Genomic DNA, 15,203 nt, shown 5'->3' on the forward strand with positions numbered 1-15,203 from the left:
TAGTTGCAGCTCGTCAGTGCGATCCTGCTATGGATCGGCCCGAGCCGGAGCTCGGTCACGACCTCCCCGGCCTCGGCGAGTGCCGTCACGTCGAACTCGCCACTGCGCGCCGCCGTCCAGAAGCCGTCCGCCTCCCCACTGGTGCCGGGAGGGAATGTCAGCTCCATCTCGATCTGGACCGTATCCGCGAGGTCGAGAGCGTCCTCGGCGCCCGGCGGCTCGCCCGGCATACCATCGCGCCATTCGACCGCAGGGATGGCGAAGCGCCGGGCGAGCAGCAGCCGCGGCGGGCCGTCCGGCCATTCGGAGACACCGAACTCGACAACCAGGGTGTCAGCTTCCACGTCACCCTCCCAGCGGTCGAAGAGACCGTCCAACGGGACCACGAGGAACGCTCGGAAGGCACGCCACGCGAGGCCGACGTCCTGGATGCAATCCGGGTCGCCGCCTTCCGCCGCGATCAGTCGGCGCAGTTCCTGCAGTCCGTCACGCCACGAGAGAGCTGTCATGGCTGCATTTGATCACCCAGGCCGTCGCGATCGCCAGGACACGGCCTGTTCGGCATGTAGATCACACGCAGGTCGCCGTCGCCGTAGCGGTCCTCCCGCGCCGTGTTCGAGGCTGGCCATGACGGTGGTGGCAAGGTCGGCGCGGCCGGTGTAGGTGCGCCAGTAGCTCAGCTCCTGCCAGGTGTGGCCCTCGGTGGGTAGCACCTGGCAGGCGTCGAGGGGGAGCACCGATCATCTAGTGGCACGCCCAGAGTGAGATTCACGAGCAGCGGGGACCTGCTCCTGACTGGCATCAGAGGTCGTTTCCGGCGTAGGAGAGGTTGAAGCTTTTGTTGGTGAGGGGGAAGTCGGGGACGATCGTGTCGGCGAGTGCGACGGGCAGGGCGGGCCAGTTGAAGAACGACGGGTCGACGATCTTGGCGCGGGTGAGGGTGCCATCCGGGTTCAATTCGACGCGGTGGGTGATGGTGCCGCGCCAGCCTTCGACGATGCCTACGCCGGCCGCTCGGCGCCCGGGTGCCGGCAACGCGCGCTTGCTGGTTGCCGTGCCGGCGGTGAGGGTGGGCAGGAGTGCGGTGAGGATCGCCGCAGAGGTGCGGATCTCGTCGGCGCGTACGAGGAAGCGGGCCAGCACGTCGCCGTTGGCGTGGACGGGGATGGTGAGGTCGTCGAGTTGGGTGTGGGGGTGGGCGTGGCGGGCGTCGAACGACAGACCGCTGGCCCGGGCGACGTAGCCGAGGGTGCCGATGTCGGCGGCTTGCTGCCGGCTGAGGGTGGCGGTGCCGGTGAGCCGGTCGCGGACGATGGTCTGGCGTAGGGCGAAGTCCACGACGTCGGCGGCGTCGTTGGCGATCGCATGGATGGTGGCGGGGTCGGGCACGGTGTGTAGGCGGGCGCCGCCGGGGAAGACGCCACCGCGCAGCAGCCGGTGTCCGGTGGTGGCGTGGTTGAGGCGCAGGAGTTGTTCGCGGATGCGTTGGGCGTGGGTGTTGGCGATGCCGTAGCCGACGTCGTTGCAGATGGCGCCGATGTCGGCGATGTGGTTGTGCAGGCGTTCCAATTCCAGCAGGGCGGCGCGGGCGCGTTGCGCATGCGGTGGGACAGCGATGTTGAGGGCGTCTTCGACGGCGAGTGTGTAGGCGAGGGCGTGGCCGACGGCGGTGTCGCCGCTGGCTCGTTCGGCGAGGGCTACTCGCTGGTCGGCGGGGTGGCCTTCGAAGAGTTTCTCAATGCCCTTGTGGACGTACCAGAGGCGGGCCTTGAGCTTGAGGATGGTCTCTCCGACGACGGAGAACCGGAAGTGGCCGGGTTCGATGAGGCCGGCGTGGACGGGGCCGACCGGGATTTCGTAGACGCCGGGGCCTTGTACGGTGACGAATGGGAAGGGCTCGGATGCTGCGAGGGGTGGGCGCGGTCCGGCGTCGGCGCGCATTGGGTACCAGCCGTGGGGCCAGTGGGGGTGGCGTACGAGGCGGCGGGGCAGCGGGTGGTTCTCGGGGCGTACGCCATACAGGTCGTGCATCTCGCGTTCGAAGCGGCTGGCCGGAAAGGACAGGGCGGCAAGGCTGGGCACGGCGGGGCGGTCGGGGTCGACGCGTAGGTGCAGTTCGGTACGCCGGTCGGGTGGGCCTGCGGTGAACAGGTAGACGATTCGGATGGCGTCCGGGTCGTGGTGTGCGGCGACGAGGGCGAGCCGGGAGCCGTCGGCGAGGAGCTGGCCGGCGTGCTCGGCGAGCCGGTCGGCGGTGACCTCGACGACGGTGGCCGGTGGTGCGACGCGGTGATTGGTCATGGTCACCGCCCCGGCAGGATGGTCGTGGCTGCGGCCTGTAGGAGCTCTTGTAGCGGGCCGAGGCTGATTCCGAGCGCTGTCGCGGCGGCCAGGCCGACCACTAGTGGGGCGAGCGCGGCGGGGCGGGGGTGGATGGTGCGAGCCGGCGGGTCGGGTGTCGGGTCGGGCGGGCCGAGCAGCATGCCGCCGCCGTGCCGGGCCACCGCGGCGAAGGCGACCAGCACCAGCGCGAACGCGGCGGCGATGGCCCAGCCCTGCCCTGCGGCGAGGCCGGCGCGAGCGATGCCCAGCTCGGAGGCGAAGAGGCTGAACGGGGGCAGGCCGAGCAGGGCCAGCAAGGCGAGGCCAAAGCTGACGGCCAGGGCGGGGTGGCGGGCGGCCAGCCCGCGTACGGCGGCCAGGCGGGGGCTGCCGGTCGCGCCGAGGATCTGGCCGGCGCCGCAGAACGCGACGGCCTTGCTCAGGCCGTGGCCGAGGACGTGCAGCAGCACGGCGGTGATCGCCAGCCGGCTTCCGGTTGCGGTGCCCAGGGCGACCAGACCCATGTGCTCGATCGAGGAGTACGCGAGCATCCGCTTGTAGTCCCGTTGGGCGACGAGCAGTCCGACTGCTACGGCGAGTGACGCGAGTGCGGTGATCAACAACAGGGTGCGGATGTAGCCGGGCCCGAGCACCGCGTCGGTGATGGTTTTGTAGCGCAGGATGGCGTAGAACGCCACCGACAGCAGCACGCCGGACATGAGGGCGGAGACGGGGGCGGGGGCCTGGCTGTGCGCGTCCGGCAGCCAGGCGTGCATTGGCGCCAGGCCAGCCTTGGTGCCGAAGCCGAGCACGAGCAACCCGGCGGCGAGCCGCATCAGGTCGGGGTCCAGGCTGGCGGCCTGGCTGGTCAGGTGCGTCCAGTTCAGTGCTGCGCTGCCGTGCGCGCCGGCGGCGACCGCTGCGGCGTAGACGCAGGCGGTACCGAGGAACGCGATGGCGATGCCGATCGAGCACAGCACCACGTACTTCCAGGCGGCTTCGACCGAGGCGCGGTTGCGGCGGTGCCCGACGAGGAACGCGGTGACGATGGTGGTGGCCTCGACGGCCACCCACAGCAGGCCGAGGTTGTCGGCCAGCACCGCGAGGCTCATCGCGGCGATGAAGAGTTGGACGAGGATGAGGTACCGGCGGTCGGTGGCAGCGTTGCCGGTGCCGGCGGTCGCTTCGTCGGCCAAATGGTGCACGCCGGCCCAGCAGGCGATGGTGGCGACCGCGCCGATGACGATGAGCATGAATGCGGTCAGGGCGTCGGCGCGTAGCAGCCCGGCGACGACCGGCCCGCTGCGCACTAGGTCGGCGAGCCAGGCGCCGGCGGCGAGGATGCTGGCGGCGGCGCCGACGCCGGCCCAGGCGGCCGTGCGGCGGCTGGTCAGGGCGCTGATCACGGCGGCGGCGGCCGGCGCGGCGAGGGGAACGTAAAGGGCGGGGGTTCCGGTCATGTCAGTCGTGTAGCTCTCGTAGGTCGTCCAGGTCGGTGTCGCCGAATGCGGCGTGCAGGCGGGTGGTGAGCACCTGCAGCACCAGGACGGCGAGCAGCAGGTCGGCGGAGACACCCAGTTCCACGACGAGGGGTACGCCGCCGGTGGCCAGGAATGCGACGGCGGCGATGCCGTTGTCGATCAGCAGCACGCCGACGATCTGGGAGATGGCGCGCTGGCGGGTGGCGGCCAGGAAGAACCCGATCAACATGACGGCGATGCCGACCGGGGCAGCGCCGACGGTCGGCGAGGGCGCGAGGTTGACCAGTGGCCGGGCGGCGGCGTACGCGAGGAGGGTCAGCGCGGCCGCGGCCAGCAGCGACGCGGCGACGTTGACCAGCGGGGCGGTCTCGCGGGCCTCGGGCACCCGGGCCAGGATTCGGCGCAGCAGGTGCGGCAGCACGCCGATCTTGAGGATCCCCACGGCGACCGCCACCGCGGCTGTCTCGGCGTGCCGCCGCTCGACCGCGAGCAGCACGGCGATGCCGGCCAGGGCGGCTCCCTGGACGGTGAGCAGCGTGATCAGCGCGGCCAGTTCGCTGCGCCACAGCACGCCGACGGCGGTGAGCAGGAGCAGCCCGCAGGCGAGGTTGAGCAGCTGGTCGGTCATCCGATCCCCCGGTCAGGCCAGCACGGACGAGGCGATCACGGCCAGCAGGCTCAGCACGAACGAGCCGGCCAGCAGCTCCGGGACGCGGAACAGCCGCAGCTTCGCGGCGAAGACCTCGCCGGCCGCGACCAGGCAGCCTAGGGCGGCGAGCTTGACCACGAACACTCCCGTGGCCACGGCGAGGGCACCAGGGTGCAGGTCGGTGGCCACGCCCCACGGGATGAACAGGTTGGCTAGCAGGCCCAGCAGGATGGTCAGCCGCATCGCCGCGGCCCATTCGATCAGGGCCAGGTCCGGGCCGGCGTACTCGAGCACCATGGCCTCGTGCACCATGGTCAGCTCCAGATGGGTGGCGGGGTTGTCCACCGGGAGGCGCCCGGCCTCGGCGAGCGTGGCGATGGCGAGGGCTGCGGCGGCCAGGGCGCTGGCCGGCGTGAAGACCTCGGCCGGGCGGGTGGCGCCGGCGGCCACGATGGCCCCGAGGTCGGTCGAGCCTACCCGGGTGGACAGCGCGAACACGGCCAGCAGCAGGGTCGGCTCGACCAGCGCGGCGATGGTCATCTCCCGGCTGGCGCCCATCCCGCCGAACGCGGTACCGGTGTCCAGCCCGGCCAGCGCGAGGGCGACGGCGCCGAGCAGCAGCAGTCCGACGACGACGATGAGGTCGGCGACGCCGGACAGCGGGCCGCGGGTGGACAGGTACGGTGCCGCGGCCGCGACCAGCATGCTGGTGGCCATCAGCACCACCGGAGCGGCGGTGAAGAACGCGCCCGCGTCGGCCGGGATCACCGGCTCCTTGCGCAGCTGCTTGCGCAGGTCCCGCCATGGCTGGCCGACGCGGCCGCCGGCACGGCCTTCCAGTCGGGCCCGCATCGCGCGCATGAGCCCGATGAGCAGCGGCGCGACGGCCGCGACCAGGACCGCCTGCCCGGCGGCCAGCAGCCAGGGAATCACAACAGCCCCGCAAGGAGCACCGCGACGAGGGCGGTGAGCATGTACGCCAGGTACCGGTGCACGCTGCCGGTCGCCAGCGCGCGGGCGGCCCGACCGAGCGCGTCCACCACCGTGATGAGCGGCCGGTACAGGCGGGCCTCGATGCGGTCCGGCAGCCGCCGCCGGTACTCGACGGCCCGCACCAGGTAGGCGGACTCTGCGGAGTGGGTGACGTCGACGTCCTGCTCGGGTGCGAGGACGTTGTCGAAGACCCTCTGCAACGGCTCGGCGAATGAGGTGGCCGTGTACTCCATCCGGGCCGTCAGCGGCCCGTCGCCGCAGTCCCATGCGGGCGCCCGGCGGCGCGCCCGCCCCAACGCGCGCCCGGCGGCGGCGAACCCGGCGGCCAGGCCGACCACGCCGACGGTGATCCACAGCGGAGAGATGGTCGAGGCGATGCCGGCCAGCCGCAGGTCGATGCCGCTGCCGGCCAGTGGGCCAGGCCCGGCCCGCAGCCCGGTGACGATCCGGTCCAGCGTCGGTGCCGCCGCGGCGGGGACGACCGCCAGCCCGGCGCACACCGCCGCGGCCAGCCCCATGCCGGCCAGCATGCTGGGCGGGGACTCCACCGCCGCGGCGGCCCCATCGCCGCGCGGCCGCGCCAGGAACCCCGCACCGAGTGCCTTCACGTACGTGGCCACGCCGACGCCTGCGGTCAACGCGACCACGGCGACCGCGACCGGGGCGGCGACAGTCAGCACCGTCCCGCCGGCCGGGTCCCGGTGCAGGAGCGCCTGCAGCAGCAGCCACTCGGAAACGAACCCGTTGCCGGGCGGCAGCGCCGCCGCGCTCACCGCGGCGATGGTGAACAGCGCGGTCGTCGCCGGCATCCGGCGGGACAAGCCGCCCATCCGGTCCAGGTCGCGGGTGCCGGTTGCGCGCAACACCGAACCGGCCCCGCAGAACAGCAGCGTCTTGAACCCGGCGTGGTTAACCGCGTGCAGCAGCGCCGCAGCCAAGGCCACGCCCGCCACCGCAGGCCGTCCCGCGCCGGCCCATACCCCGGCCGCCGCCAGACCGAGCAGAATCAGGCCGACGTTCTCGCTGGTGGAGAACGCCAGCAACCGCTTCAGGTCGGTGGCCACCGCTGCCTGCAGGATTCCGTACAGCGCCGACACCGCACCCAACGCCCCGAGCAGCAGCCACCACCAGCGCGGCCCGCCGCCGAGCAGGTCGAAGCCGAGGCGCACGATGCCGTACACGCCGAGCTTGACCATCGCGGCGCTCATCAACGCCGACACATGCGACGGCGCCTCGGCGTGCGCGCGCGGCAGCCACGGGTGCAGGGGCACCGCCCCGGCCTTGGACGCGAAGCCGGCAACGCACAGCAGGAACACCCCGCCCGACACCACCGGCGACAGCCCGACCGCGCCGGCCCGGATCACCGCGAACGACTCGCCCCCAGCCGCCGCGGCCAACCAGGCGAAACCCAGCAGTACGGCCACGAAGCCGGCCTGCGTCATCGCCGCGTACCACTGGCCGGCCGAACGCACCGCACGGTCGTGCCGGTGCTCGGCCAGCACCAGCAGCAGCGAGGCCATCGCCATCAGTTCCCAGGCCAGCAGGAACGTCGACACGCTGCCCGCCGCCGGCACCAGCAGCATCGCCGCCACGAACACCGGCAACACGGCCGAGGAGCCGCGGGCGGCCGGGCCATGCCCCGCCCCGCCGGCATACCCGATGGTGTAGACACCGACGACCGCGGCGACCCCGCCAACCAGCAGCAGGAACCAGCCGGACAGCGGGTCGACCGCCAGGGTGACGCCGGCCAGCGGCAACAGGCCCGGCAGCCGAACCTGCCAGCCGGTACCGGACGCCGCGGCCACGCCGGCGACCGCGCCCGCCGCGCCGACCGCCGCCGTCACTACGCCGACCGTCGCCGATCGCCAGCGTGCCGGCAGCGCCAGCCCGGCGACCGCACCCACAGCCGCCAGGACGAGCGCGACGCCCAGCGCCGAAGCGACCTCGTTCACCGGCCAGACACGCCCCGCAGCGCGGCCACGATCGCCGCCGGCTCGGGCGGGCACCCGGGCACCTGCACGTCCACCGGCACGACATCGGACACCGGGCCGAGCACCCCGTGCCCGCCGACGAACATCCCGCAGTTGCGGGCGCAGTCGCCCACTGCAACGACCAGCCTCGGCTCGGGCATGGCCTCGTACGTCTTACGTAGCGCCCCTGCCATGTTCACCGTGACCGGGCCCGTCACCGTCAACACGTCAGCGTGCCGCGGCGAGGCCACCAGCCGCACCCCATGCCGCTCGGCGTCATACACCGGGCTGAACGCCTGCCCGATCTCGATCTCGCAACCGTTACACGACCCGGCATCCACATGCCGCACCTGCGCCGACCCACCCAACGCGGCCGCGGCCGGCAGCGGTTGCGCCGACGCGCCCGGCGCGGGCTCGGCCACCCGACCCACGCTGCGGATCTTGCCGATCAGCCCCACCATCCACTCCTCTCATCGACGTCCTCCGGCCCTTCCTGCCCGCGCTGCGGGGTTGGACAGCGCCGCGCTCACGAGGAATCAGCCCGCTCAGCGGCGCGCAGATCACCCAGCAGCTCGGCCTGACTGGTCAACACCTCGGTCAGGATCCGCCGCGCCACCGCCAGCAACTCCGCCACCTGGGGGCTGACCAGCGAGTAGTACACGGTCGAACCGTCCCTCCGAGTCACCACCAGGTTCGCCCGGCGCAGCACCGCCAACTGTTGCGACAGGTGCGCCGCTTCGATACCCACCTGCGGCAGCAACTCCGACACCGCATGCTCCCGCTCGGCGAGGAGCTCGAGGACCCGAATCCGCGCCGGATGCCCCAACGTCTTGAAAAACTCGGCCTTGGCCTGATACAACGGCGTACTCACGCGCCCACCCCTTCCTGGGGAGACACGCTACGAGCTGCGTCCTGCCGCGGCACGCCGCCGGCCGCCGGAGGCGAGCTGCGCCGAAGTTCGGCCGCGACCGCCGCCACCGCCCCCGCCACGGTGGGCACGACCCGATCGTCGCGCACCTCAGGCAGCAGCCGGGTGGCCGACAGTTCCTCCCGGCGAATCAGCCCGGCAAGCACATCAGCGGCGGCCAGCTTCATCGACGTCGTAACCCAAGTTGCCTCCGCATCCAGCGCACCCCGGAACACCCCCGGGAACACCAGCGCGTTGTCGATCTGGTTCGGGTGGTCGGCGCGACAGGTGGCCACCACCGTGGCGATGTCACTCACCAGGTGCGGGCGGATCTCCGGCTCCGGGGCGGCCAACGCGAACACCACCCGCGCCTCACCCATCGACGCCACCAACTCCCGGGTCAGCACCCCCGCCCGGGAGAACCCGACCACCGCGTCCGCCCCAGCCAATGCCTCAGCCAGCCCGCCCCGCACCCGCCGCAGATTGGTCCACCCGGCCAGCCTCGCCTCATGCGGCGGCAACCAGGGCACGTCGTCGCGGTGCAGCACCCCGCCCCGCACGACCACCACCACATCGGTGGCGCCGCCCGCCACCAGTAACCTCACCGTCGCCGCACCCGCCGGCCCGGCCCCGATCACCACCAGCCGCGCCGACTCCACCCGCTTGCCCACCACCCGCAGCGCGTTGCGCAGCGCGGCCAGCACCACAATCGCCGTACCGTGCTGGTCGTCGTGAAACACGGGGATGTCCAGCGCCTCCTGCAGCCGTCGCTCCACCTCGAAACAGGCCGGCGTCGCGATTGCCTCCAGATCGATCGCATCGAACGAGGGAGCCAGCGCCCGCACCGCCGCCACGAACTCGTCCGGGCCCATGGACGGCAGACAAATCGGCACCGCCTCAATCGCGGCCAGCTGGGCGAACAGAATCGCCTTGCCGTCCACCAGCCGCAGCGCCGCCGCCGGTCCCACGGCACCCCGGCCCGGTACCGCCGTGCCGTCGGTCACCACCGCGACCCGGTACCGCCGCCTGGTCACCTCGTCCGCCGCTGGGGCAGCTCGTTCCCTATCCGGCGGCCTACCACCTGCCGCCAATCCCTCGCGCCGTCCTGGCATCCGGGACCGCCGTTCCTGTCAGCATCCATCAATGAGGCCGCCTACCTACCAGCGACCGCGACTGCAAGGCGTCAGCCACCCGGACGGGCGCGGCGTAAGCCGCCTCCCTGCCTGGCGATCTGCAACCAAGCGCATCTCGTGACTTGCTAAAATTATCAAGTCATGAGGGCGTCGAGAAGCCGATCACACATAGAGCCATCACAGAAGACCTGGGACCAGTCCGACATATCGATTGCGGGCGACCCTGTCGGCAGAGATTCGACCCGCCGCACGTGCTCGCCGCGATGATGGCGCCCTGATCCGGCATGGCCCGCCGGCCCATCTCTCGTACGGCGGGCCATGCCGCCTCCCGCAGCCGGAACGACGGCCGGCTGGCAACCCTTGGATTCCCGTGCCGGGATGCCAACAGGAGGAGAAGCCAACCCATCGCACCGAACTCGCCGGCAACCTCGCCACTCGGCGACGGCCTCGCCAGCCGTGCCGGTCTGGTAGCCGCCGACACCCGTTCACCCACGCCGCGACGATCCTCCGACGCCGGCACCGGGTCAGCTACTGCCGGGTGCCGTGCCTGGCAGCCGGGCCGTACCCCGCGAGAGTCTGAACAGCCACAAGAGCATGACCCGCAGCAGAGCGGTCACGCCGGCGCGATCGCCAGCGCGCTGCAGCTCACGGGCGCGGCCGACCAAGATGACGAGTTTGCCTCCGTAGGCAGGCCACAACCGGGCGTGCTGACGGATGCGGACCGCGAGTCCGGCCAGCTTCGCCGCGACCCTGTGGTCCCTCACAGGCAGGACATCAAGGTCGGGTAGCAGGCCAACCCGCACCGCCAGATAGGCGTCCCACGCCGCACGCCGGGCCGGGTTCATCGCCGCATCCACCCTCCCGGCGTAGTTCCGTCACGACTGCCCAGCGGCGTCGAACACGCCCAGCTCCTCGGTGGCCAGGACGCCGGTGCTGCGCAAGTGGGCGCGAGCCGCGCCGATCGCCTCTCCCGTGTCGGGAAAGACGCGACCAGCAGCGCGCAGCCGGTCGAGCACGCCGACCGCGTCGAGGATCTTTTCTTGCCCCGCCCGCACACCGGAGACAAAGACAGCGATGCCGCGGTGTTCGAGACGCTCGATCGCGTCGCGCAACACCAGCGCGCCGGAACCATCAATCGTCGACACCCGCGACATCCGCAAAATGATCACCCGCACTTCCGCCACCTCGGACAGTTCGAGCAGGAACCGGTGGGCGGCCGCGAAGAACAACGGTCCATCGAAGCGATAGGCCACGATGTGCTCCCGGAGCAAGGCCGCCTCCTCAACGTGGTGATCAGCGATGTCGAGCGGCACCTCCTCCAACCGGGCCGCACGCGCGATCTTGCGGATGGCCAACGCGGCAGCGACGAGCAGGCCGATCCCGACGGCGGCAATCAAGTCCAGGGCAAGGGTGGCAATCGCGGTCAGCGCCAGGATGAGCGCGTCGGAACGGGTCGCGCGGGCCAGGACGGCCAGCGAACCCACCTCGACCATGCGCACCGCCGTGGCCAGCAGCACGCCGGCCAGCGCGGCAAGCGGGATGTACGCCACCAGCGGAGCGGCCACCAGCATGATCACCGCCAGAGCGACCGCGTGGGTAAGCGAAGCGAGCCGCGACTGGGCGCCGGAGCGAACATTGACCGCGGTGCGGGCGATCGCCGCCGTCGCCGGTACGCCGCCGAACAGCGGACTCACCAGATTCGCGACCCCCTGACCGAACAGTTCCCGATCCGGGTCGTGGCGCTGATTCACCGTCATGCCGTCGGCGACCGTCGCCGACAGCAGACTCTCCAGAGCGGCCAAGGCAGCGACCGCCACCGCCGAGGTGAACAGCGTCGGCACGGCGGCCAGGTCCAGGAAGCCCAGCGAGGGGGCCGGCAGCGTGGCGGGCAGAACACCGATGCGGGCGACGTCGAGCGACAACAGCTGCCCGATCACGGTAGCCGCGGCCACCATGATCAGCGAGAACGGCACCGTGGGTCGCCAACGCGCACCGGCCAGCATCACCGCCGCCACCCCGAGCGCCACTGCCAGCGCGGGCCAGTTCGGATGGCCGGCGAACTCGACTAACGCCCGCCAGGCGACCACGGTGACCTTCTCGCCGTCCGGGTTCGGCACACCCAACCCGGCCGGCACCTGCTGCAGGAAAATCACCGCGGCGATACCCACGGTGAAGCCCTCCACCACCGGCGCCGGCACGTAACGCACGTACCGTCCGGCGCGAACCAGGGCCAGTGCCAGCAGAATCAGGCCCGCCAGCACCCCGACGGTAAGCACCCCGCCCGGCCCGTACCGCGCCACGATCGGGACCAGCACCACCGTCATCGCCCCGGTGGGCCCAGACACCTGCAGGTTCGACCCGCCGAACAACGCAGCGAGGGCACCGGCGACGATCGCGGTCACCAAGCCGGCCGATGCCCCCAAACCGGACGACACCCCGAACCCCAGCGCCAACGGCAGCGCCACCACCGCAACGGTGAGCCCGGCGACCAGGTCACGGCGAGGCTGCCTCCGCATCGCCGCGACATCCGTGGCCCCCGGCAGAAGACCAACCACCCGGCGCCAGGCCACCCGGCCGAGCACGGCGCTCACCGCGGGACCGACAGCGGCTCGCCGTCAGCGTCGACCCGGTCCCCACGGAGACTCTCCAGCAGCTCCGCCTGACCGGCCAGCATCTCCGTGAGAAAGCGGCGAGCCGCCCGCATGAGATCCGCCACGTCCGGCCCCGCGAGCGCGTAAATGACCGCCGACCCGTCCCGCCTCGACGTGACGATCCCCGCCCGGCGCAGCACCGACAACTGCTGAGACAGGCTCGACGCCTCGATGTCCACATCAGCCAGCAAATCCCGCACCGTCATCGGCCCATCACCAAGCAACTCCAGCACCCGGATACGCACCGGATGCCCAAGCGTGCGGAAGAACTCCGCTTTCCTCTCATACAGCGGCAGCACCACACGCCCTCCCCACCCGACTAACGGCCTAGGCAATTGAAGACCTCTTCATATCGCCGAACCCGGCAGCCCCGGCCGGAGTGATCCTCAACACCTTCGGCCACCGCGTGGGTGACCGTCAATTCATCAACCCACTCCGTCATCCGGTGGCGTCCTGCGCTTCGCCGCGACTTGGAGGTCCCGCCGATACCCTGTAGGGGCTCAATATTCCGATGTGGCGTTGACCAGCGGCGACGCGGCGGGTCGAGTCGGGTCATGATGGTGTGCTGTGTCGCCTCGCCTGCCGTATCTGATCTTCTGTCGGCTGCTCGGTTGGCTCGTGCTGCTCACCCGAACCACCGCCGCGAAGAATGCTGAGATCCTCGTTCTGCGTCACGAGGTGGCGGTTCTGCGGCGGCAGAGTCCGAAGCCGCGCTTGTCCTGGTCCGATCGTGCCGTCCTTGCGGCGTTGATCCGGCTGTTGCCCAAGCCGTTGCAGGCCTGGCGGGTGGTGACCCCGGCGACGGTGCTGACCTGGCATCGTCGACTGGTCGCCAGGAAGTGGACCTACCCTAACCGCCGTGGCCGACCCCGCCTGGACGACGGGCTCGCCGGTCTGATCGGACGGCTCGCGGTCGAGAATCCATCCTGGGGCTATGTTCGGATCCAGGGCGAGTTGCGCAAGCTCGGCCACGCGGTCAGCCGTGCCACGATCCAGCGGCTGCTGCGGATCCGGCGCATCCCGCCCGCCCCGCAGCGTGCGCAGACCACCTGGCGGCAGTTCCTGCGCACCCAGGCGGAGACGATGCTGGCCTGTGACTTCCTCCACGTCGACTGCGCGCTCACCCTCACACGCGTGTACGTGTTCTTCGTGATCGAGGCCGGCACCCGCTACGTCCACGTCCTGGGCGCGACGACGAATCCCGACGGGGCCTGGACCGCGCAGGCGGCCCGCAACTTCCTGATGGACCTCGGCGACCACGCGGACCGGTTCAGGTACCTCATCCGCGATCGCGGCGGACAGTTCAGCGCCGTGTTCGACGCGGTCTTCGCCGGCGCCGGTATCGAGGTGGTCAAGACCCCGCCGCGCTGCCCGCGGGCCAACGCCTACGCGGAGCGGTGGGTGAGGACGCTGCGCACCGAGCTCACCGACCGGATGCTCATCTTCGGCCAACGTCATCTTCGCCATGTCCTGGCCGAGTACGTGCAGCACTACAACGAGTGCCGGCCGCACCAGGCCCTGGATCTGTCACCGCCACGCCCACCGGCCACCGTCATCGATCTCGACGAGCAGCGCCGGATACGCCGAAAACCAATCCTCGGCGGGCTGGTTAACGAGTACGAACGAGCCGCATAGACCCTCACAAAGCAGCAGGTCACCGCAGGCGCGGGGATTTTGAGCCCCTACACGCCTCAGGCCATTAGGGGCCTACCGACGGCCGGTTGGCGGCGGCTCTTCCCACGGGTTCGTCAGCAAGGCCGGGTCGACGACGACGACGGCGGCGGGAGGGTCGGTGTCCGCGGGTCGGGGTCGCGGTGTCGGCTCCCCCGCCGCCTCGGCGGCCGGCCGCCGGGCACGGCCGGCCGTGACGAGGGCGGCGAGGGCGGTGGTCAGCGGCACTGCGGCCACCAGACCGAGAGTGCCGACCAGGGACCGGACGATCTCCTGCGCGATGAACTCGCTGTTGAGCGTCTCCTCGATTCCGCGGCCGCTGCCGAGGAGGAGGACCAGCACGGGCAGCGAGGCTCCCGCGTACGCCAGGACGATGGTGTTGACCACCGAGGCGATGTGTGCCCTGCCGACACGGGTTGCCGCCCGATACAGCTGCCGGCGCGACATCGCCGGGTTGGCGGCGGCGAGTTCCGCCACGGTTTCAGCCTGGGTGACGGTGATGTCGTCGAGCACGCCGAGGGAACCGATGATGATGCCGGCCAAGAGCAGCCCGTGCAGGTCGACGTCCTGGTAGTAGATGCCCAGAGTGCTGGCGTCCTCGCTGCCGTATCCGGTCAGGTGGGTGAGGTCCATCGCCAGCGCCGCCATCGCGCCGGTGAGGACCAGGCTGGCCAGGGTGCCCAGCACCGCCACGGAGGTGCGCACGGACACCCCGTGGGTCAGGTACAGCACCACGAACATGATGGTGGCGGAGCCGACCACCGCCACGAGCAGCGGCGACTGGCCGGCGACGATGGCGGGCAGCACGAACAGCAGCAGCACGGCGAAGGTCACCGCCAGCCCGGCGAGGGCGGCGGCGCCGCGCAGCCGGCCGAAGCCGATCACCGCGACGGCGACCAGCACCGCCAGCCACGCCAACGGGACGCCCCGCTGGTGGTCGCTGATCGCGTACCGGCGGCTGGACGGATCAGCCGGGTCGGTCAGCGCCAGGACCACGACGTCGTCGCCGACGTCCGCCCGGGGCGATCCGGGCCCGCTGGGCACCTCGGTCTGCACCGTACGGCCCGCCTCGGTGCCCTCGGTGAGGCGGACCGTAACGCTGCCACAGCGGCTCACCGTCACCCCGGACGGAGTCTCGACGACCTCGTCCGGCGCGCACTCGCGCACCTGCAGTGCGGTGACGGTGCCGAGCCGGCGGTCGTTGGCGCCGGACGGGTCGGTCGGGGTGGGCTCGCGCGGCCACAGGGTGACCAGCATGACCACGGTGGCCACCAGCATGGGCACGATCACCGCCGCGACGACCCGGCGTACCCGCCGGGACGCCGGCGGAGGATGCAAGTGTCCGTGTCCGTGTCCTGCGCCCATTCCCGCCCTTTCCTCGTCCGCGTTCTGTGCAGGCTAGCCGGGCCGGGGCGGCAGCCCGGAA

General features: G+C 71.5%; 14 protein-coding genes. 1 reads left to right on the plus strand and 13 read right to left on the minus strand.

Annotated features, from left to right (window positions below; all coding sequences use genetic code 11):
* The 12 genes from ACL02O_RS25880 to ACL02O_RS25935 all read right to left on the minus strand — a co-directional run.
* Nucleotides 1-509, minus strand: a 509-nt coding sequence (locus ACL02O_RS25880) for a hypothetical protein (protein WP_412820764.1), incomplete at its 3' end; no start/stop codon positions are given.
* 292 nt (nt 510-801) lie between these two features.
* The gene (locus ACL02O_RS25885; RefSeq protein WP_412820792.1) at nt 802-2,301 is read right to left on the minus strand and encodes a hydrogenase large subunit; all 1,500 of its coding nucleotides are present in this window, start codon (nt 2,299-2,301) and stop codon (nt 802-804) included.
* A gap of 2 nt (nt 2,302-2,303) precedes the next feature.
* On the minus strand, nt 2,304-3,782 hold the full coding sequence (locus tag ACL02O_RS25890; protein ID WP_412820765.1) for a proton-conducting transporter transmembrane domain-containing protein: 1,479 nt from the start codon (nt 3,780-3,782) through the stop codon (nt 2,304-2,306).
* A 1-nt stretch (nt 3,783) separates the two neighbouring features.
* Nucleotides 3,784-4,431 carry a hypothetical protein gene (locus ACL02O_RS25895; RefSeq protein ID WP_412820766.1) on the minus strand — a complete coding sequence of 216 codons (648 nt, stop codon included), beginning with the start codon at nt 4,429-4,431 and terminating at the stop codon, nt 3,784-3,786.
* Nucleotides 4,432-4,443: 12 nt separating this feature from the next.
* Nucleotides 4,444-5,385, minus strand: coding sequence for a respiratory chain complex I subunit 1 family protein (locus tag ACL02O_RS25900; RefSeq protein WP_412820767.1), 942 nt, complete (start codon nt 5,383-5,385; stop codon nt 4,444-4,446).
* Nucleotides 5,382-7,397 (minus strand): proton-conducting transporter transmembrane domain-containing protein, encoded by a 2,016-nt coding sequence (locus ACL02O_RS25905; protein WP_412820768.1) that lies wholly within the window; start codon nt 7,395-7,397, stop codon nt 5,382-5,384. The genes ACL02O_RS25900 and ACL02O_RS25905 overlap by 4 nt, the downstream gene beginning before the upstream one ends.
* Nucleotides 7,394-7,873: an NADH-quinone oxidoreductase subunit B family protein gene (locus ACL02O_RS25910; protein ID WP_412820769.1), complete on the minus strand. Its 480-nt coding sequence runs from the start codon at nt 7,871-7,873 to the stop codon at nt 7,394-7,396. Before ACL02O_RS25910 ends, ACL02O_RS25905 begins: the two co-directional genes overlap by 4 nt.
* A 68-nt stretch (nt 7,874-7,941) precedes the next feature.
* Entirely contained in the window at nt 7,942-8,286 is a 345-nt protein-coding gene (locus ACL02O_RS25915) for an ArsR/SmtB family transcription factor (protein ID WP_091345585.1), read from the minus strand.
* Nucleotides 8,283-9,434 (minus strand): NAD(P)-dependent malic enzyme, encoded by a 1,152-nt coding sequence (locus tag ACL02O_RS25920; protein WP_412820770.1) that lies wholly within the window; start codon nt 9,432-9,434, stop codon nt 8,283-8,285. Before ACL02O_RS25920 ends, ACL02O_RS25915 begins: the two co-directional genes overlap by 4 nt.
* 545 nt (nt 9,435-9,979) lie before the next feature.
* Nucleotides 9,980-10,312: a hypothetical protein gene (locus ACL02O_RS25925; RefSeq protein WP_412820771.1), complete on the minus strand. Its 333-nt coding sequence runs from the start codon at nt 10,310-10,312 to the stop codon at nt 9,980-9,982.
* Between the two features lie 18 nt (nt 10,313-10,330).
* Nucleotides 10,331-11,971, minus strand: a complete 1,641-nt coding sequence (locus ACL02O_RS25930; RefSeq protein ID WP_412820793.1) for a SulP family inorganic anion transporter — start codon at nt 11,969-11,971, stop codon at nt 10,331-10,333.
* Between the two features lie 71 nt (nt 11,972-12,042).
* Nucleotides 12,043-12,408: an ArsR/SmtB family transcription factor gene (locus ACL02O_RS25935; RefSeq protein WP_387136083.1), complete on the minus strand. Its 366-nt coding sequence runs from the start codon at nt 12,406-12,408 to the stop codon at nt 12,043-12,045.
* Between the two features lie 265 nt (nt 12,409-12,673).
* On the opposite strand from ACL02O_RS25935, the gene ACL02O_RS25940 reads away from it, so the two are divergent.
* Nucleotides 12,674-13,741: a transposase gene (locus ACL02O_RS25940; RefSeq protein ID WP_412820772.1), complete on the plus strand. Its 1,068-nt coding sequence runs from the start codon at nt 12,674-12,676 to the stop codon at nt 13,739-13,741.
* A gap of 72 nt (nt 13,742-13,813) precedes the next feature.
* On the opposite strand, the gene ACL02O_RS25945 is transcribed toward ACL02O_RS25940, so the two are convergent.
* Complete coding sequence (locus ACL02O_RS25945; protein WP_412820773.1) at nt 13,814-15,142, minus strand: YibE/F family protein; 1,329 nt, start codon at nt 15,140-15,142, stop codon at nt 13,814-13,816.
* Between the last annotated feature and the right edge of the window lie 61 nt (nt 15,143-15,203).

This window comes from Micromonospora mangrovicola, assembly GCF_047200535.1.
Classification (GTDB): Bacteria; Actinomycetota; Actinomycetes; order Mycobacteriales; family Micromonosporaceae; genus Micromonospora.

Coding starts and splice junctions, on each gene's coding strand:
- ACL02O_RS25885 (WP_412820792.1), bottom strand. CDS start 2,301: ATGACCAATCACCGCGTCGCACCACCGGCCACCGTCGTCGAGGTCACC.
- ACL02O_RS25890 (WP_412820765.1), bottom strand. CDS start 3,782: ATGACCGGAACCCCCGCCCTTTACGTTCCCCTCGCCGCGCCGGCCGCC.
- ACL02O_RS25895 (WP_412820766.1), bottom strand. CDS start 4,431: ATGACCGACCAGCTGCTCAACCTCGCCTGCGGGCTGCTCCTGCTCACC.
- ACL02O_RS25920 (WP_412820770.1), bottom strand. CDS start 9,434: ATGCCAGGACGGCGCGAGGGATTGGCGGCAGGTGGTAGGCCGCCGGAT.
- ACL02O_RS25930 (WP_412820793.1), bottom strand. CDS start 11,971: ATGCGGAGGCAGCCTCGCCGTGACCTGGTCGCCGGGCTCACCGTTGCG.
- ACL02O_RS25945 (WP_412820773.1), bottom strand. CDS start 15,142: ATGGGCGCAGGACACGGACACGGACACTTGCATCCTCCGCCGGCGTCC.